The organism is Rhizobium sp. WSM1328 (assembly GCF_057653715.1).
This window is the reverse complement of the sequence record NZ_CM172788.1, coordinates 3,063,186-3,080,774: the sequence shown is the minus strand read 5'-3', so window position 1 is coordinate 3,080,774 and position 17,589 is coordinate 3,063,186. Positions and strand designations below refer to the sequence as shown.

General features: G+C 59.9%; 18 protein-coding genes. 6 read left to right on the top strand and 12 right to left on the bottom strand.

Annotated elements, in window-relative coordinates:
• Positions 1 to 78: 78 nt before the first annotated feature.
• The 5 genes from AC2444_RS15660 to AC2444_RS15640 all read right to left on the bottom strand — a co-directional run bounded on the left by AC2444_RS15660 (position 79) and on the right by AC2444_RS15640 (position 4,216).
• Complete coding sequence (locus tag AC2444_RS15660; protein ID WP_012758507.1) at positions 79 to 396, bottom strand: ArsR/SmtB family transcription factor; 318 nt, start codon at positions 394 to 396, stop codon at positions 79 to 81.
• Positions 397 to 511: 115 nt separating this feature from the next.
• Positions 512 to 1,261 carry a HugZ family pyridoxamine 5'-phosphate oxidase gene (locus AC2444_RS15655; protein WP_012758506.1) on the bottom strand — a complete coding sequence of 250 codons (750 nt, stop codon included), beginning with the start codon at positions 1,259 to 1,261 and terminating at the stop codon, positions 512 to 514.
• A 31-nt stretch (positions 1,262 to 1,292) separates the two neighbouring features.
• Positions 1,293 to 2,345, bottom strand: coding sequence for a choline ABC transporter ATP-binding protein (gene choV / locus AC2444_RS15650; RefSeq protein ID WP_012758505.1), 1,053 nt, complete (start codon positions 2,343 to 2,345; stop codon positions 1,293 to 1,295).
• Positions 2,342 to 3,187, bottom strand: a complete 846-nt coding sequence (gene choW, locus AC2444_RS15645; RefSeq protein ID WP_017994845.1) for a choline ABC transporter permease subunit — start codon at positions 3,185 to 3,187, stop codon at positions 2,342 to 2,344. Before choW ends, choV begins: the two co-directional genes overlap by 4 nt.
• 72 nt (positions 3,188 to 3,259) lie before the next feature.
• Positions 3,260 to 4,216 (bottom strand): choline ABC transporter substrate-binding protein, encoded by a 957-nt coding sequence (locus AC2444_RS15640; protein WP_012758503.1) that lies wholly within the window; start codon positions 4,214 to 4,216, stop codon positions 3,260 to 3,262.
• Positions 4,217 to 4,452: 236 nt separating this feature from the next.
• Here AC2444_RS15640 and AC2444_RS15635 point away from each other — a divergent pair, with 236 nt between their 5' ends.
• The 3 genes from AC2444_RS15635 to AC2444_RS15625 all read left to right on the top strand — a co-directional run bounded on the left by AC2444_RS15635 (position 4,453) and on the right by AC2444_RS15625 (position 7,484).
• Positions 4,453 to 5,055 carry a thymidine kinase gene (locus AC2444_RS15635; RefSeq protein WP_128448841.1) on the top strand — a complete coding sequence of 201 codons (603 nt, stop codon included), beginning with the start codon at positions 4,453 to 4,455 and terminating at the stop codon, positions 5,053 to 5,055.
• A 76-nt stretch (positions 5,056 to 5,131) separates the two neighbouring features.
• Positions 5,132 to 6,205, top strand: coding sequence for a hypothetical protein (locus AC2444_RS15630; protein WP_012758501.1), 1,074 nt, complete (start codon positions 5,132 to 5,134; stop codon positions 6,203 to 6,205).
• Between the two features lie 148 nt (positions 6,206 to 6,353).
• Positions 6,354 to 7,484: a DUF2333 family protein gene (locus AC2444_RS15625; RefSeq protein ID WP_012758500.1), complete on the top strand. Its 1,131-nt coding sequence runs from the start codon at positions 6,354 to 6,356 to the stop codon at positions 7,482 to 7,484.
• Between the two features lie 11 nt (positions 7,485 to 7,495).
• Here the strand turns inward: AC2444_RS15625 and AC2444_RS15620 are convergent, their stop codons facing one another.
• From AC2444_RS15620 to AC2444_RS15610, 3 genes are all read right to left on the bottom strand, one after another.
• Entirely contained in the window at positions 7,496 to 7,957 is a 462-nt protein-coding gene (locus tag AC2444_RS15620) for a PAS domain-containing protein (RefSeq protein WP_012758499.1), read from the bottom strand.
• 46 nt (positions 7,958 to 8,003) lie between these two features.
• Complete coding sequence (locus AC2444_RS15615; protein WP_012758498.1) at positions 8,004 to 8,729, bottom strand: helix-turn-helix transcriptional regulator; 726 nt, start codon at positions 8,727 to 8,729, stop codon at positions 8,004 to 8,006.
• 452 nt (positions 8,730 to 9,181) lie between these two features.
• Positions 9,182 to 9,352 (bottom strand): hypothetical protein, encoded by a 171-nt coding sequence (locus AC2444_RS15610; RefSeq protein ID WP_244432227.1) that lies wholly within the window; start codon positions 9,350 to 9,352, stop codon positions 9,182 to 9,184.
• A gap of 181 nt (positions 9,353 to 9,533) precedes the next feature.
• Between AC2444_RS15610 and AC2444_RS15605 the strand changes: the two genes are divergently transcribed.
• A complete protein-coding gene (locus AC2444_RS15605; protein ID WP_244432226.1) occupies positions 9,534 to 10,907 on the top strand; it encodes a hypothetical protein in 1,374 nt (457 codons plus the stop codon).
• Between the two features lie 82 nt (positions 10,908 to 10,989).
• On the opposite strand, the gene AC2444_RS15600 is transcribed toward AC2444_RS15605, so the two are convergent.
• Positions 10,990 to 11,520: a TIGR00645 family protein gene (locus AC2444_RS15600; RefSeq protein ID WP_012758496.1), complete on the bottom strand. Its 531-nt coding sequence runs from the start codon at positions 11,518 to 11,520 to the stop codon at positions 10,990 to 10,992.
• A 159-nt stretch (positions 11,521 to 11,679) separates the two neighbouring features.
• Here AC2444_RS15600 and AC2444_RS15595 point away from each other — a divergent pair, with 159 nt between their 5' ends.
• Positions 11,680 to 13,359 carry a formate--tetrahydrofolate ligase gene (locus AC2444_RS15595; protein WP_012758495.1) on the top strand — a complete coding sequence of 560 codons (1,680 nt, stop codon included), beginning with the start codon at positions 11,680 to 11,682 and terminating at the stop codon, positions 13,357 to 13,359.
• A gap of 8 nt (positions 13,360 to 13,367) precedes the next feature.
• Here the strand turns inward: AC2444_RS15595 and AC2444_RS15590 are convergent, their stop codons facing one another.
• The 3 genes from AC2444_RS15590 to AC2444_RS15580 all read right to left on the bottom strand — a co-directional run bounded on the left by AC2444_RS15590 (position 13,368) and on the right by AC2444_RS15580 (position 14,995).
• On the bottom strand, positions 13,368 to 13,658 hold the full coding sequence (locus AC2444_RS15590) for a type II toxin-antitoxin system RelE/ParE family toxin (protein WP_012758494.1): 291 nt from the start codon (positions 13,656 to 13,658) through the stop codon (positions 13,368 to 13,370).
• Positions 13,655 to 13,900, bottom strand: coding sequence for a CopG family ribbon-helix-helix protein (locus tag AC2444_RS15585; RefSeq protein ID WP_012758493.1), 246 nt, complete (start codon positions 13,898 to 13,900; stop codon positions 13,655 to 13,657). The genes AC2444_RS15590 and AC2444_RS15585 overlap by 4 nt, the downstream gene beginning before the upstream one ends.
• An 84-nt stretch (positions 13,901 to 13,984) precedes the next feature.
• Entirely contained in the window at positions 13,985 to 14,995 is a 1,011-nt protein-coding gene (locus tag AC2444_RS15580; protein WP_017994842.1) for an extensin-like domain-containing protein, read from the bottom strand.
• Positions 14,996 to 15,204: 209 nt separating this feature from the next.
• Here AC2444_RS15580 and AC2444_RS15575 point away from each other — a divergent pair, with 209 nt between their 5' ends.
• Positions 15,205 to 17,454: a TonB-dependent hemoglobin/transferrin/lactoferrin family receptor gene (locus AC2444_RS15575; RefSeq protein ID WP_012758491.1), complete on the top strand. Its 2,250-nt coding sequence runs from the start codon at positions 15,205 to 15,207 to the stop codon at positions 17,452 to 17,454.
• Positions 17,455 to 17,589 lie beyond the last annotated feature (135 nt).

The window sequence follows — 17,589 nt, the reverse complement described above, 5'->3', positions numbered from 1 at the left end:
GCTGAAATATCGCTGCCAAGCCTCCGGGAACATCCCCTTGCAGCGCGGCATCGGCCGACATTCATGTCAGCGCTATCATCAGGCGGCGGATCTATTCCGGTTCTGCACGAGGTAAATGTCTTCGAGCGTTGCCAGGATCTTCATGACTGGCTCGGAGGTGCTCGAATAATAAATGGTCTGTGCGTCTCTGCGGGTCTTGACCAGCTTTTGAGCGCGCAGTTTCGACAGGTGCTGAGAGAGAGCCGACTGGCTGAGCCCGACCTGCGTCGCAAGCACGCCGACGGCCACTTCGCCCTTCACGAGGCTACACAGGATCAGCAATCTCTTCGGGTTTGCCATGGCCGACAATAAAGCTGCCGCCACGCTCGTGTGGTCGGCCAAATCAGAGGTTTCCATATGTTATCTTCCTAATGCAAAACGTACATCAAGCGTGTTGGCGCAGGCCGCCAGCCGGGATTTTGACTGACACCAAAAACTAGCAACTGGGCTCGAAGATTGTATATACCTAAATTTAAGGTATCGAGTATGCTATTTTAGACATGTTTGAACAAATGTGATCGGTATCCACAGCGAGGGTTTCGAACTCGTATCGCAGCAGCAAATCGCCGGAAATCATGTCGAAACCTGAGGAATCGATACCACAAATGCGCCAAGAGCCGGATTCCGGCGCCTTTAGCCTGATAGCGAGGCTTTCCTCGACGTCGGGGTGGCGTTCTACTAAATCTCGCACTGCTTCTGCCGCCCCGACGGCAATCGCCTCATTCGCGGCCGACTGGATTACGAGATCGTTCCCATCCAGCTGGTAGGCGCGGCCGAAGCCGCCATTGAGGCTGGCCTGCTCAGGCTTGAGACGGAAGAATAGGAAATCAGGAAAGTCGATATAAAGCTTCGCCTTAGTGTGGCGAGCGAGAAAACGCATGTGGATCCGCGCGTAGCATGGATTGCTGCGCTCGACGGATTCTGCTCTGCACTGGGTCGTCAGACGAGGATAGGCGAGGGGATCGCCCTTGCCGGGCTCGCCAGTCAGGAGCGAGGCGCGCGGGTCGCTGGCGAGCGCCCTGGTATGGGCCGACAGCTGCGAAACCAGGATAACGGGGGTGCCGTCGATATCGGTGGCGACGAGCACGCGGCTGGCGAAGGGAAAGCCGGTCTCTGGGTCGAGAACGGCAATCGCCGCGTATCGTGCGGAGCGCAGAAGCACGCGGGCAAGCTTGCGGGCATCGTCGTCGGTTTCGCGTAAGGGCGAGGGCTGATCTTTCATATCCGCCTTGTGACAAAGCGGATGGAAAACATCAAGCTTCCTCCTTGCGGCGATGGCGGGTGAGGCCGGCAACGATATCCTGAGCCGAGATGGTGCCGACGATCGCGCCGTTTTCGACGATGCCGATACTGCCCGGTTGGCGGGCAAGGGCATCGAGGATATCGATGAGCGGGGTCGCGGCGCGGGCCGTGGCGCTGACGCTCATGCCGGCGGCAGTCTGACCGAGGCCTGGCTGCATGACGTCGGCCGCCGTCAGCATGTTGATCGGATTGAGGTTCTGCACGAAGTCGGCGACATACTGGTCTGCGGGGTTCTTGACGATGTCGTGCGGCGTCCCACACTGGATGATGCGGCCGCTCTCCATGATGGCGATGCGATTGCCGATGCGGAAGGCCTCGTCGAGATCGTGGCTGACGAAGAGGATGGTCTTCTTTAGCCGCCGCTGGAACTCCAGGAGCTCGTCCTGCAAACGGGTGCGGATCAATGGGTCGAGCGCCGAGAACGGCTCGTCCATGAGCAGGATCGGGGCGCCGGTGGCAAAGGCGCGTGCAAGGCCGACACGCTGCTGCATGCCGCCCGAAAGCTCGTTGACCTTGCGGCCTGCCCATTTTGTCAGGTTGACCAGTTCAAGCTGCTCGCCGACGCGGAGCTTGCGTTCGGCTTCCGGCATGCCGGCGAGTTCGAGGCCGAAGCCGACATTGTCGGCGACGGTGCGCCAAGGCAAAAGGGCGAACTGCTGGAACACCATGGAGACGGTGTGCGTGCGCAGATCGCGCAGAGCCTTGGCATTGCATCTGTAAGGGTTGACGGGGCCGGTGGTCGTGGAGACGGCGACATCGCCACGCACCACGGGAGCGAGCCCGTTGACGGCGCGCAGCAGCGTCGACTTGCCGGAGCCGGAAAGGCCCATCAGCACCAGAATCTCGCCTTCCTCGATCGTCAACGAAGCATCGGCGACGCCGAGCACCAAGCCGGTCGCGGCGCCGATTTCGTCGCGCGATTTGCCCTGATCGACCATGGCAAGCGCGGTTTCCGGCCGATCGCCGAAGATGATGCTGACATTGTTAAAGCTTACCGCGGTCATGCAGCGCCTCCTTCACCCGCCGTGCGGAACATCCGGTCGAGAATGATTGCCAGGATGACGATGCAGAAGCCCGCCTCGAAGCCCTTGGCGATATTGACGGTGTTCAGCGCACGGACGACGGGCACACCAAGCCCGGGAGCGCCGACAAGGGCGGCGATGACGACCATCGACAGCGATAGCATGATGGTCTGGGTGAGACCCGCCATGATCTGCGGCGTGGCGAAGGGAAGCTCGATTTTGCGCAAGACCTGTATCGGCGTCGCTCCAAAAGCGACGGCGGCTTCGACGAGGGACGGCGGCGTCGAGATGATACCGAGGCGCGTCAGCCGGATCGGGGCGGGGATCGCGAAGATGACGGTGGCGATCAGGCCCGGCACCATGCCGAGGCCGAACAGGATGAGCGCCGGGATCAGATAGACGAATGTTGGTATGGTCTGCATGAGATCGAGTATCGGGCGCATGGCAGCATAGACCCAAGGGCGGCGGGCGGCGGCAATGCCGAGCGGAATGCCGATCACCATACAGACGAAGGTGGCGGCGAGCACGAGGGCGAGAGTCTCCGTCGTTTCCTTCCAATAGTCCTGGTTGACGATCAGCAGCAGCCCGAGACAGGTGAAGACGGCGACTGCGATCGACCGGCGCAGCCAAAAGGCGATGGCGGTAATGGCCGCGATGACGATCAGCGGATGGGGCTTCTGCAGCACGAAGAGCAGGCCATCTATAGCGCTCGACAGCAGGAAGGCGATCTGGTTGAAGAACCACTCGCCGTTCGAGGTCAGCCAGTCCACGAAGGATTTGGCCCAGGGGCCAACGGGAATCTTAAATTCGGTGATCCAATTCAAGGGTGCGCCCATCCAGAAAAACAACAATCGGACAAAAATGAAGCGGGGCGGCGAGCCGCCCCGTTCGTATTATCAGAGGCCGAGGCCGGTCTTGGCGGCCGCGAGAGCCTCGCCGCTGCCGTCGCGGGTTTTGACGCCCGCGAGCCAGGGTTCGAGCGCTGCGGGGTTCGCCTTCAGCCATTCGGAAGCTGCAGCCTCCGGCTCCTTGCCGTCGTTGAGGATCTTGCCCATGATCTGGTTCTCCATGTCGAGGGAGAATTTCAGGTTCTTCAACATCATGCCGACATTCGGGCATTCGTCGAGATAACCGGCACGCACGTTGGTGAAGACCTTGGCGCCGCCGAAGTCGGGGCCGAACACTTTGTCCCCGCCTGTGAGGTAGGTCAGCTTGAAGTTGGTGTTCATCGGGTGGGGCTCCCAGCCGAGGAAAACAACGGGCTTGCCTGACTTGTCGGCACGCGCGACCTGGGCGAGCATGCCCTGTTCGGAGGATTCGACGACTTCCATATCCTTCAAGTCGAACTCGTTCTTCTCGATCATGTCCATGACGAGGCGGTTGCCGTCATTGCCGGGCTCGATGCCGTAGATCTTGCCGTCGAGATCGTCCTTGTGGGCGGCGATATCCTTGAAGTCCTTGATGCCGAGTTCCGCACCCTTGGCGTTGGTGGCGAGCGTGTACTTGGCGCCGACCAGGTTCGGGCCGAAGGATTCGACCGACTTGTCGTCGAGATAGGGACGAACGTCCTTCTCCTGCGTCTCCATCCAGTTGCCGAGGAAGACGTCGATGTCCTTGTTCTTCAGCGAGGTGTAGGTGACCGGCACGGAGAGAACCTTGACGTCGGTCTGATAGCCGATGCTCTTCAGGACGATGGATGCGGTGGCGGTGGTGGCGGTGATATCCGTCCAGCCGACGTCCGAGAAATGAACGGTGGAGCAGCTGTCGGGATCGGCGGCGAAGGCGGCGGTCGCAACGGAGAGGGCGGCGACGGCAGTTGCGGTAACGAGTTTGAACGTGCTTGTTGTTTTCATTTTAGACTCCCAGTCTTTAAGTTCCCAAGCCAACCATCAATAACCGAGTTTGACAAGCGACCTCAGTGCGTTTGCGCCGTATCGACCCATGCGATTGCGACGTCCGCGGATTTTTTCGCAATGCCTTGTTTCCGGGGCTTTCGGCGGTTTTCGAGCCGGATTCCTGTGATTATCGCTCCCTCAGGGCTTTTCTTTGCCATTCCAAGCTTTCAATAAGCCGATCAAGGAGAAATCGGATGGCAAAACTCTATTTCAACTACTCGACGATGAACGCCGGCAAGTCGACGATGCTGCTGCAGGCCTCCTATAATTACCAGGAGCGCGGCATGCGCACGGTGCAGCTGATCGCCGCCTTCGACGAGCGCGCCGGCCGAGGCGTCATCGGCTCGCGGATCGGCTTGGAGGCGAGCGCCATTCCCTTCGAGCCGCATGAAGATCTGTTTCGGTTGGTCGCGACGCTGAGCGGAGACGGAGCGCCGGTTTCCTGCATCTTCGTCGACGAGGCGCATTTCATGACGCCTGTCCATGTCTGGCAGCTTGCCCGCGTCGTCGACAGGCTCGGTATCCCTGTGATGGTCTACGGGCTGAGAACCGATTTCCAGGGCAAGCTGTTTCCGGCCTCGCAGGAACTGCTGGCGATCGCCGACGAAATGCGCGAGGTGCGCACGATCTGCCATTGCGGGCGCAAGGCGACGATGGTTGTGCGGCTCGACGCGAAAGGAAAAGTATTGCACGAAGGCGCGCAGATCGATGTCGGCGGCAATGAGAAATATGTCTCGCTCTGCCGCAGGCACTGGGACGACGCGATGAACGGTGCCTGGATCGCCGAGCCGGTCTAAAGCCGGCGATGCTGCCTGTTTTCTTTGGCGCCGCAAGCGACTAGCTTGGGGGCAGGAGATTCCCTGGAGAGATCAGGTGCGCAAACCCCCGTCATTCGACAGCCAGTATGAAGCCGCAGGCAGCCTCGCCGAGAGGATTGCGGCCGAGGGGGCCTATTGCGTGGCTGCGATCAGCGCCTTCAGCGGCGACGAAACACGATCAGCCGACGAGGTCTTCCTCGAGCAGAATGCCCGCTTCCAGGCCCATATCGCCGATGCTGCGGCGCTCGACGCCCAACTGGCCGAGCTGGTCTTTTGCCTCGACCGGCTGACGGCCGAGGTTTCTGCCGATCTCGACAGTTTCCGGGGGCTGACGCTACGTGAGAAGATGGCCGGCTGGGTGTCGCGCCAGCGGATGTGGCGCATGTACACCGAACGCGTGCGCGAGGCGCCCGTCATCGAGCGGCTGCTCGATCTTTTGACGAAATCGGACGCGCTCGCCAGGCTGATCGCCAGTCAGCGCGCCGCGCTTACCGAACGGCACAAGGCAGCCGAACTCAGCCTTGTCGATATCGTCGAGCAGCGGCGCCGGCTGGTCGTTTCCATCGATATCGCCCGCCTCAAGATGAAGGAGCTCAATGCCAAGGCGCTGACGACGCAGGGCCGTATCGGCGTCTATGGCAACAGGGCGCATTGGGAGCAGATGGAGGCGGAACGGCGGGCGCTGAAGGCGGAGGCCGAGCGGATTTCCGCCGGGGAGCACGAGATGCGCGACGACAGCCAGCGGCGTGAGCGCTTCATCGGCCTGTTCCAGACCTATGTCGATTCGCTGAACGGCCGGATCGCCGCCTGCAACGCGCTGTTGCGCAAGCTGTTGATCGACGTGGAGGAGCGGCTGATCATCTACCAGGCGCAGGTCGATACCGACCGGCCGGGCATGAAGGTGAGGATCAAGCCGGAATTGTTCCCTGATATCGCTGCGCCGATCAGGCTGTTCGAGAAGGGCATGCTGGTCGCCCAGGATCTGGAGCGGCGCAAGAGCCGTGCCGATCTCGAATTCGCTAGAAGGTTCCCGACCTATGCCGATCCGCCGCCGGAAACCTCGGGAGCGCCTCTGATCGATACGGCGCGCAGGTCCTTCCGTTTCAGCCGGCCTTTCCTGCGCTCCTGACCAGCAGGGCGCGGGCAATACCCCTCTCCCAATGCTTTCATTCTGGAAAATCGAAGGGTTCGTGTTGTGCTCGGCCCATCGAGCGCATATGTGGGATGCAGCGGGACGGCAATGTCCCGATGTTCGCCTCGCCTGACAGGAGACGACGATGCTTGACCGGATAGCCGGTTTTTTCAGGCTGATCGGCCAGACGATCGGCCGTTGGGCCCGCCTGTTTTCCGCCTGGGCCTTCTGGCCCTTTCTTGCCGCACACGGCTGGTATCAGCGCCGGAGCTGGATGATCCGGCTGCCGGTCATCGCGTTCGTGGCGCTGCTGGTCGTGCTCTATGGTTATTTCTTCTGGCAGACGCAGGTCTGGTCGAATTTCAACACCGCCTTTGTCGATCAGTACCGGCTTTCCGAACGCAAGGTTGCCGCCGGACAGGAAGTGCCGGTCGCCGAGGGCGCCAATGCGACGGCGCCGAAGACCTGCCAACGCTCGGCGATCGTTGACGTCGCGGCCGATCTGACCGATTTCAATGTCAACCAGAACGCATGGATCTCCTCCATGCTGCTCTACAAGATGGGCTTCTTCGGCATCGACTGGGATCACACGCCCTTTCTCGACAACAAGGCGTCGTTCCAGCGCGGCGTCAACCAGGCGGTCCGACGGACTTCGGCGGAGCTTGTCGATACGCTTGGGCGCGTGCGCGGCACGTCGGGCATCAACAATGACCTGCAGAGCGCGCGCGGCAATCTGCAGTTCGACGAAAACAGCTGGTATTTCGGGCTCAATCCCTTCGGGCCGAAGACGCCAACGCCTTCCTATTACCGCTCCGCGGTCGGCAGCCTGCGCAAGTTCAACACCGATCTCGCCCTCTGCAATGTCGTTTTCGACGGCCGCGCCGATAACCTCATGCAGTTCATCGACCGCATTGCCAACGATCTCGGCGGCACCTCCGACATGCTCGCCGAGCGCTCGGAAAACCACAATCGCGGTTGGTTCGACACCCGCGCCGACGACCGGTTCTGGTTCGCCTATGGCCAGCTCTATGCTTACTACGCCATCCTTACCGCCGCGCAGGCCGACTTCTCACAGGTGGTGCAAGAACGCAATCTCGGCGCGATCTGGGGCAGCACGACGCGGCAGTTCCAGGCCGCCCTGCGCATCCAGCCGGCGATCATCTCGAACGGTCGCGAGGATGGCTGGATCATGCCGAGCCATCTCGCCACCATGGGCTTCTATATTCTGAGGGTGCGCTCGAACCTCGTCGAGATCCGCTCGGTGCTCGACCGCTAAAACGTCTGGAGTCAACGGGGTATCGTGTTGTCCTCGAAGCCGACGACGCGCAGTTTCTCGACGAATTCATAGGTGATGCCGACGATGCCGCCGCCGCTTTCATCGTTTCGGAAGCGGCCGACGCTGCGCACCAGCTTGTGGCCGCCAAGCCGGTTGTCGACACGATAGACGAAATGGAAGCCGACGCCGTGAAGGCTCGCCTCTTCGAAGGTCTGAGCGATCAGACTGCGGTCCTCCTCATGGATGCGCGACATCAGCTCTGTCAGGTTGACGGGGCCGTCGCTATAGGGGAGGCCGAAGATCGCGTGGACATCCTCGCTTGCAAAGAAATGTCCTGTCTCGATATCGATGCGCCAGAAGCCGAAAAGACGATAGGCAGCAAGCATCCGGACGACTTCCGCATCGGTGATGCCGATGTGGGCGCGGGATTGTTCTGTCTTGTCAATGACGGGCTGTTCGAAGTGAAGAGGCACGATTCCCCCAGATCATGGGACGACGTGCCGACTCTCTTCTGATTCCTCAGTTGATCAGCTTCAATCGAATGGCCTTAGCTACCAACTGGGTCCGGTTGACGCAATCGAGTTTTTTGATCGCGTTCGTCATATAGGCGTTCACCGTATGGTCCGAGAGCGTGAGGATCTGACCGATTTCGATCGAGGTCTTGCCCTGGGCAGTCCAGCGAACAACTTCTAGTTCTCTGGTTGATAGCGCGTTATGCGCGCATTCCTCGTTACGTTTGACTGCATTGTATGCATCAAGTGCATGGAGAATGATCATTGCCAGCTCGTTGGTCTCACTCTGGCCAAGTGCGGCGCGCTCGCCGCAGAACCAAAAGACCAGGCGCTGGCCGTCGGCTGCAATGGTCGGCATGGCAACGCCTGCCGGTATGGCATGGCGCAGCATCAGGGCACGAAGTTCGGCGGGGAAAGCCTGACCATTGGAGGCGTCGTTGAGGTGCCATGCCGGCGGCACAGCAGACTGCCTCAGCCTTACGCCGAAAGGGCAGCCGCGCATCATGTGGGCGCGGTCGAAATCCCTGACATAGGCGACAGGAAGCGAGCTCTCAATCAGCAGGGGTTTCAGGAGGAGGTCTTCGGGGGAGGGAGCGTGCATTAGCGTCGCATGCGACAATCCGAAGGCTGTGGAGACCCTGCCGAGCGCCTGCGCAAACAGGCTGCGCGTTCGTGCGGTCGCAAGCTCTGCCGAAAGCAATGACTGTCTTTCAGAGGTAGTCATGTAAGACATTTGTACGCCCCCGGCAGCCCCAATGTTACCGCTATCAAATACAGAAAATCTGCGGGATGCTAGCCCCAATTGACCTAACGCAAGCCGATTCATTCAAATTGTGAAAAATTAGCCACAGTAGCTCGCGCTTCGGTTGAGTTTCGAGTTGCAAACATAGCGTTGCGGTATCGTTGAGTTCCCTCATGGCGGCATCGCAACGGTCTCGCGCAGCCGGGCAGGGGAGAATCACTTGGGAGAGTTTCGGGGAAGAGCTCGGATCTCTCCGGCACCGGCGCAAAGGCGGTGGGGCGGCCTACCTGCAACGCTTGGCGGCGGCGCGGGTGATCTGCGCGAACACGGCCGCAGCGGGACGCCATCTCAGCCGGATTGCGATGAGAGAACAAAGATAAGAGGACCGCAGCAGGCGGCGAAATCCGGCTTGCTGGCAGTCAATCCACTTGCTAAGCCTATGCTCAGTACAACTGAGGCAATTTAATCGTGCGCTTTGCAGTTTCCTTTCTGGTGAAGTGTCTATTTTCCAGATTGTTACTTGTTTTTCTCCTTTTGACCTTGCCGATCGGAGCGGCAACCTCGCAGGCTGCCGAGGAAAAGAAGCCAGCGCCGCATCCCCCGATGAATTTCATCCTCGTGCGCAGTCTCCTCTGCCAGGAAAACTGTCCGGAATGGATATCGGCGGAGGGGCGGATAACGTCGGATACACCCGCGCGGCTCAGAAAGATCCTCAAGAAGATCGGCGGCCGTAAACTGCCTGTCGTTTTTCGTTCGGAAGGCGGCGACGTCGATGCCGCCTATGCGATGGGCCGGATGATCCGCAAGGCCGGGCTGGAAACGGCGGTCGGCGGCACGCGGCTCAAAGATTGCCCGGTTGGGGATACGCGCTGCCAAGCCGCTGTTGCCAAGGACGGTAGCGCGGTCGGTTATACCTATTCGTCCGGTGCATACTGCTTTTCTGCTTGTCCGCTGGCATTCGTCGGCGGTACGTCGCGTGTCTCGTCGCAATGGGCCTTGATCGGTGTCCACCAGATCACGACTGTCTACAACAAGGTGCGAGTTTCCTATCGCATCGAATACAAGATCGTGAACGGCAAGAAAAAGGAGATCTCCCGCAAGGAGGTCGGACGCAAGGTGGCGGGGCAGAGCAGTTCCACCAAACTTGGAAAGAAGGCTACTGCTGCCTTGACGGCCTATTTGAAGGAAATGGGCGTCAGCGAAGACGTGGTCGGTCTGATGATGAGCGCTACGCCTGACAACATCAATATCGTACCGGCTGCAGAGGCACTTCGAATAGGTCTCATTACGGACATGCTGTCCTACAATGAGTGGCCCGGCATGCCGCTCTGCGCGCCGGATGCAGCGGCCGAGGCTGTCTGTCACAGCCATCCGGCAGCCGAAGCGCCTGTGGCGGCTGAGGCGCCTGTATCTAAGACGCCGGTATCCGAGGCACCCGTACAGGAAGCGGCTGCAGAGACAAGCGAGAAACTGCCCAAAACCAGGCCGATGGACTTCCTCCTGATGTCCAATGGCAATTGCCAGGAAGAGTGCACGCAGTGGATTTCTGCGGACGGAGACATCACACCGGATACGCCGGCTCGGCTGAAGGCGATGTTGACGACGCTCGGCGAACGAAAGCTGCCGATCGTCCTTCAATCTAATGGCGGGGACACGGATGCGGCTTTCGTGATGGGGCGCATGATCCGCGCTGCAGGTCAGGAAACCTCGATTGGCAGAACGCAGTTGCCGAATTGTCCAAAGCTGGATCCACGTTGCAAAGCCAGCATCGCCAAAAGCGGACCGACCGAGGGCGAAGTCTTTGCCGGCCGTGCGTACTGTCTTTCGAGCTGCGCTCTTGTCCTGATGAGCGGAACGCCGCGGATGGTCGGATATTCGGCAATCGGCATCGTCAGGCCCACGACGGCTGAATATACGAGATTTTTAGCTTATTTCGACGAGATGGGCGTGAGCGCCGAGACATACGAGACGATGATGCCCGCTACTTCAACTGAGCGAGGAAGTATCATACTTCCTTCTGAGGCCCTCAAGCTTGGCATCATCAATGGTATCATCCCCTATGATGAAGAGCCCGGCTTGCATGTCTGTGGGCCGGAGGCGAAGGAAAGCCTTCGATGCCCGAGAAAAGCTGAGGCAGAGATCGTTCCTGTTGCTGCTTCGGTCAATTGATCTCAGGACTCGAAAGAGCATAGCTCGGCGTTTTCGTCGGGCTGCTGCTTGTTGAAGCTCCGAAGGCGCCTCGTGACGCCTGTCAGTCCTTATCCTTCAGATCATTTTTCGACGTGACGCTCATCAGCTTCTCCAGGAAACCGAGCATGACGGCGGAGGCGACGAAGGCGAGGTGCATGAGGGTCAGCCACATGATCTTGCCGTCCGCATATTTGTCGGCATTGAGGAAGACCTGCAGCAGGTGGATGGAGGAGATGGCGACGATCGAGGAGGCGACCTTGATTTTCAAGCTGCCCGAATCGAGCTTGCCAAGGAAGGAGACCTCGTTGTCGGCCTCGCTGGCCTCGTCGAAGCGGCTGACGAAATTCTCGTAACCCGAGATCATGACCATGACGATCAGGCTGGCAACGAGGGCAGCGTCGATCAAACCGAGCATGGCAAGGATCATCTCCGCCTCGTCAAGCTCGAAGACGCCGGAGGCGATCTTCAGGAACTTGTAGGCGAAGGAAACGGCATAGACGGCGAGTGCTGCTACTAGGCCGATATAGAAGACGACGAGGATCCAGCGGCTCGACAGGATGATGCGCTCGATGATGAGTTCCAGTGATTTCATGTTTTCAGCCTGTTAAACCGCAATTGTCGTCCGCCACATAAACGCCCAGCGTGGCGGCCGCAAGGCGTGGGGCTATTCACACCCCGCCGATATTTCGTTATCTCGATGAAGAGAAAAATAACGGCTCCGCGCCCGCGGAGGTCGGACGGGGGAACATCCATGCCATCCATCAAATCCGATATCGAAATCGCACGCGCCGCGGCCAAAAAGCCGATCTTCGAAATCGGGGCGAAACTCGGCATTCCGGTCGAGCAGCTCGTTCCCTATGGTCATGACAAAGCGAAGGTCAGCGCCGAGTTCATTGCTGCGCAAGCAGGCAAGAAGGATGGCAAGCTGATCCTCGTCACCGCGATCAACCCGACGCCGGCGGGCGAGGGCAAGACGACCACCACCGTCGGGCTCGGCGACGGGCTGAACCGGATCGGCAAGAAAGCCGTTGTCTGCATCCGCGAGGCCTCGCTCGGCCCCTGCTTCGGCGTCAAGGGCGGGGCGGCCGGCGGCGGTTATGCACAGGTCGTGCCGATGGAAGACATCAACCTGCATTTCACCGGCGATTTCCATGCGATCACATCGGCGCACAATCTGCTGGCGGCGATGATCGACAACCACATCTACTGGGGCAACGAAGAGAATATCGACATCCGCCGCATCACTTGGCGGCGGGTCATGGACATGAACGACCGGGCGCTCAGAAGCATGGTCTCATCGCTCGGCGGCGTCGCCAACGGTTTCCCGCGCCAGGGCGGGTTCGACATCACCGTCGCCTCCGAGGTGATGGCGATCCTCTGCCTTGCCACCGACCTCAAGGATCTGGAGCGGCGGCTTGGCGACATCATCATCGGCTATCGTTTCGACAGGACGGCGGTGCAAGCGCGAGACCTGAAAGCCGACGGCGCAATGGCGGTGCTGTTGAAAGATGCGATGCAGCCGAACCTCGTGCAGACGCTAGAGAACAATCCGGCCTTCGTGCATGGCGGCCCCTTCGCCAACATCGCCCATGGCTGCAACTCGGTGACGGCGACGAAGACGGCGCTGAAGCTTGGCGACTATGTGGTGACCGAAGCGGGCTTCGGCGCCGATCTCGGGGCCGAGAAATTCTTCGACATCAAGTGCCGCAAGGCCGGGCTGAAGCCGGATGCGGCGGTGATCGTCGCGACCGTCCGGGCGCTGAAGATGAATGGCGGGGTGAAGAAGGAAGATCTCGGCACGGAGGATGTCGAGGCGCTGAAGAAGGGCTGCGCCAATCTTGGCCGGCACGTTGCCAATGTGCGTCGTTTCCGGGTGCCCGTCGTCGTGGCGATCAACCATTTCGTCTCGGATACCGACGCCGAGATCGCGGCAGTCAAGGAATTTGTCTCGAGGCTTGGCGCCGAGGCGATCCTCTGCCGCCACTGGGCGCTGGGTTCGGCCGGCATCGAGGAACTGGCGCACAAGGTGGTGGAACTGGCCGAATCCGGGCAGGCGAAATTCCAGCCGCTCTATGGCGACGACATTTCGCTGTTCGAGAAGATCGAGATCGTCGCCTCGAAGATCTACCATGCCGGTGAAGTGACGGCCGACAAGGCGGTGCGCGACCAGTTGCAGACATGGGAGGAGCAAGGTTACGGCAAGCTGCCGATCTGCATGGCGAAGACGCAATATTCCTTCTCCACCGATCCGAACCTGCGCGGCGCGCCGGAAGGCCACATCGTCACCGTGCGAGAGGTGCGGCTTTCGGCGGGAGCGGGCTTCGTCGTCGCCATCACCGGCGAGATCATGACGATGCCGGGCCTGCCGAAATCACCGTCGGCGGAACGGATTTTCCTGAACGACCAGGGCTATATCGAGGGGTTGTTTTAGAGCCGGCTTCAGAAGCTCTTCGGCCATCGTTGAGATGTATGCAAGATGGTTAGAATTTCAATTTCGTTTTCTCTAGCGCGACATGCGACAATATAGGGAATGTCGCTCAGCACCACTTCCCTTGTTCCCGCGACGCGACTGACTTTTCCCACCAACGGATAATCCGGCATCGTCTCCACGATGGATTGGATACGGACGATGACCCTCGCTGCGGCACCTTGATGGTGACGGGCGATGTAAGCGCCGATATGATCAAGGCGGGCAAGCGCTCTGCGGGTCCATTTGATGCGCAGGCTCATTTTCCAGAAGGGCTGCCAATATATTTTGACAGGACTGTAGCGACATCCTCTTCGGAGGCGAAGTCGCTTTGGTCGGCTTCGCGAACGGCAGCCTCGATCTCCGAGAGTTGCCATTCCTCCCGTTCGATGAATTCTTCGATCGCCACGGCTGCGATCTCGGCCGACGAAAGCTTTCGCCTTTCGGCCAGGCGATCCAGACGGGAAACTGTGGAGTCTTTCATCTGGAAGCTCAACAAGGTCATGGTAGGCACTCCGCCGGTTCTTCGTGCCGAAGTTTAGTGGTTGGATGACCCGATTCAAGCGGGAATCGCAACTCTTTGAAGTGACTAATGGCAATAACGATAGCCACCCTTCCTCTCGATGACGTCTAGATGGAAATGGGTTTCGTGGGCGGCGTCGCTTTCCGGATCGAGGACGGTGGTGAAGTAGAGGCAGCCGGCGGCGCTGACGGTGCGCTGGAAGGCGCCGGTCAGCGTAGAATCCTCGCGACGGGAGCGGACGGCGACATCTTCACCCTTTTCGAAATGGAAGCTCGCAATATCGATGGCGTTGCCGCGGGCATGCTCGGAGATCTTGCCGGTTCCGGCACTGTTACGCAGGCGGCACATATAGGACGTTGCCTGGTTGACGGTGGTGATGCGGCCCTGCTCCGGTAGGGCGGCGGAAGCCGCCGGGATGACGCTGTCCTTCATCCAGCGAGCAAGGGCAAGCGCTGCCGGACAGCGAATCGTCGCCTCCGGCTTCAGCTTGATGCCGGGCAGGGCTTCAGAGACGATGATCGGCTTGTCGATGCCGCAGCCGTTACCGTCATCGATGCGCGGCGTGTCCTTGAAGACGACGCCCAGGGACTGAAGGGCGGCCGTGCATTCGGCATGCTCGGCATCGCTTTCCGGTTCGATCGTCAGGTGTTGCTCTTCAAGTGTCTGCTCGCCGGGCGGCTTACCTTCTTCCGTCGGCGGCTGTGAGCTTTCGGGGCTGCCCGGCGGCCGCGGCGGACCTTGCATCGGTTCTGTCGGCCCGGGCTCTGACGGTGCGGCCTGCGGCGCTGGCGGGCTCGATGCCGGTGCCTCCGGGTCCTTGACGTCGGGTTTCGGCTGAGGGGCCGGGACCTCTCCGGGCGCGGGCGGTTCCGTCTTTTCCGAGGAAGGGGAGGTGGGGCTGGTCGGCTGTCCGGCATCTGGCCGAGGTTCGGGCATCGGGCCTTGCGGGGGCAGGCGAGCGCCGGCAAGAAAGGCGGTAGCGGCGAAAAGGATCGCCAATGTCGAAAGTTTTCTCAACGCGTCCGATTCCTCGTATCCGTGGCTGAAGACAACGCATGAGGGCGTTTTTCGTTGCAATTGTGCAACGTCATTGAAGATCGCTAAAACTTGATATATTTATTCAACATAAAATGATGACTTATGTTGACAATGCTGCTCATGTTTTTTATGCGGCGAAAAGAAGGCGGAATTTTACTTCGTCTTCATCCGTAAAAGCCCAGCCAGCCCCTCGAGCGTTCGACGCGCCACGACCAGCCAGCCCGGTAATCATCATGAGAGGGTAGGTTATGATCGTCCGGCATTGGCGCTCGGTTCTATTGGTCTGCACGGCAGCCACAGTTGTTCTTCCTGTTTCGCAGTCTTTCGCGCAAAGCGCTCCGGCAACAGCGCCGCAAGCCGCGACGGAGGAAAGCACCGTCCTGCAGAAGATCGTCGTCAAGGGCAAACGCGTGGCGCCGGGCAGCGTCGCCGACACGCCGCTGGCCACCGAGATCACTGCCAAGCAGCTCGAAGAAAAGCAGGTCACCAATTTTGACGATATCGGCCGCAGCGTCGATGCAGGCGTAAATTATTCGCGTGGTGACGCAGGCTTCAACCTGCGTGGCCTTTCGGGCGCTCGCATCCTGACCACCGTCGACGGCATTCCAATTCCCTATATTTCGAACAGCTCGCGCCAGGGCGCTTTCGCCCTCAGCAATGCCAATGGCGGTGGCGATACGTTCGATTTCGATTCGCTGTCCTCGCTCGATATCGTGCGCGGCGCGGATTCGAGCAAGGGTGGTTCCGGCATGCTCGGCGGCGCCATCGTTCTCAATACGCTGGAGCCGGAGGATCTCATTCCTGAAGGCCGCGACTGGGGTGCGATCGTCAAGTCGACCTATGACAGCGAAGACCGCAGCATTTCCGGCTCAGCCGCTGCCGCCAAGAAGATCGGCGGTACGTCGATCCTGTTTCAGGGTGGCTACCGCAAGGGGCATGAACGCGACAACATGGGCGACAATGACAGCTATGGTCGTTTCCGCACCGAGGCGGATCCAGCTGATTTCGATCAGCATAATCTGCTCTTCAAGCTGCGTCAGGAGCTGGAGGGTGGCCACCGCATCGGTCTGACTGCCGAGCGTTTCAGGCGTGACCTGCAGACTGATCTGCGTGAACAGCAAGGTACCGGACGCACTTATATGATCGACAATTACGACGGTCGCGAACTGCGTGATCGTGATCGTGTGTCGCTCGATTATGACTATGAAGCGCAGTCTTCCGATGCGTTCTTCAGCAGTGCGCGCGCCACGCTCTATTGGCAGGACTTGAAGAAGGAATCCGGCAGCAAGGGGCGTACCGCGGCGAATGTGGCCTATGGCCGTAACAACGAGATTGAAAACGAAACCTGGGGCTTCAGCGGCACTGCAACGAAGGATTTTGAGTATTCCGGTCTCAGCCACTCCGTTCGCATTGGCCTCGACGTCGGCGTTTCCAGCTGGAGCCAGTATAGCTGGGCCCTTTGCCCCACACCGACGACCTGCCCGTCGCTGAACAATCAGGCGGAAGTGCCCAATGTCGACAGCCAGAATCTTGGGCTTGTTGTCGAAGACAAGATCGAAATCGGCAATACCGGCTTCGCGCTGACACCCGGCTTCCGCTTTGACTGGTTCAACTACAATCCCTCGACCGGCGGGAGTTTCGCAAGCAATACCGGCCTTGCTCGTTTCGGGGACCTGAGCGACCGAACGGAAGCCGGCCTGTCACCGAAGATTCTTGCGACATACGACTTGACGCCCGACGTGCAGCTCTACCTGCAGCTGGCAGTCGGCTTCCGCGCACCCACCGTGGACGAACTCTACAGCCGCTTCTACAACCCGACGGGCCGCTACGCCCAGCTCGGCAATCCCGATCTGCAACCCGAAATCGGCCGCGGCGTCGAAATCGGCGCTAATTTTGACACGGGCGATTTTACCGGTCGGGTTGCGGCCTTCCACACCCGCTACCAGAATTTTATCGAGACGGTGACGAGCGTCGACGCGACCGGCTTTACGGCATTCAACTACACGAACGTATCTGCGGCAACGATCTCGGGTATTGAAGCCAGCGCCGCCAAGACATTCAACAACGGCATCAATCTCCATACGTCACTTGCCTATGCCTATGGCAGGAACGAGGAAACTGCCCAGCGCCTGCGATCGGTGGCACCGTTCAAGGCGATAGTCGGCGGCGGCTGGAGCAACGAGACTTTCGGCTTCGATCTTTCTTCGACGCTTTCGGCGGGCATGCTTACCGATCATCTCGATACGCCCGTCACCAACACCACCGACACGACCTTCGATGCGCCGGGCTACGCGATCGTCGACCTGACCGGCTGGTGGACGCCGGACCAGGTGCCGGGCCTGCGCGTGCAGGCAGGTGTCTACAACATCTTCGACCAGGAATATTTCAACGCGCTCGCCGTGCGCGATGTCAACCTGATCTCGACGGCGTCGCAGCCGCGCGATTGGTATTCCGAGCCCGGACGCACCTTCAAGATCTCGCTGACCAAGACTTTCTGATCGCGATCACGCCTTCATGGCTGGGGGAGTGGCGGCTTTCGGGCCGCCCTTTTCATTCCGCATTCGCCTCTTGCGCAATTGCTGATCTCAGGCTAACAATTTTTCATGATCAAGTCCTTGAACATTGCTGTTTGG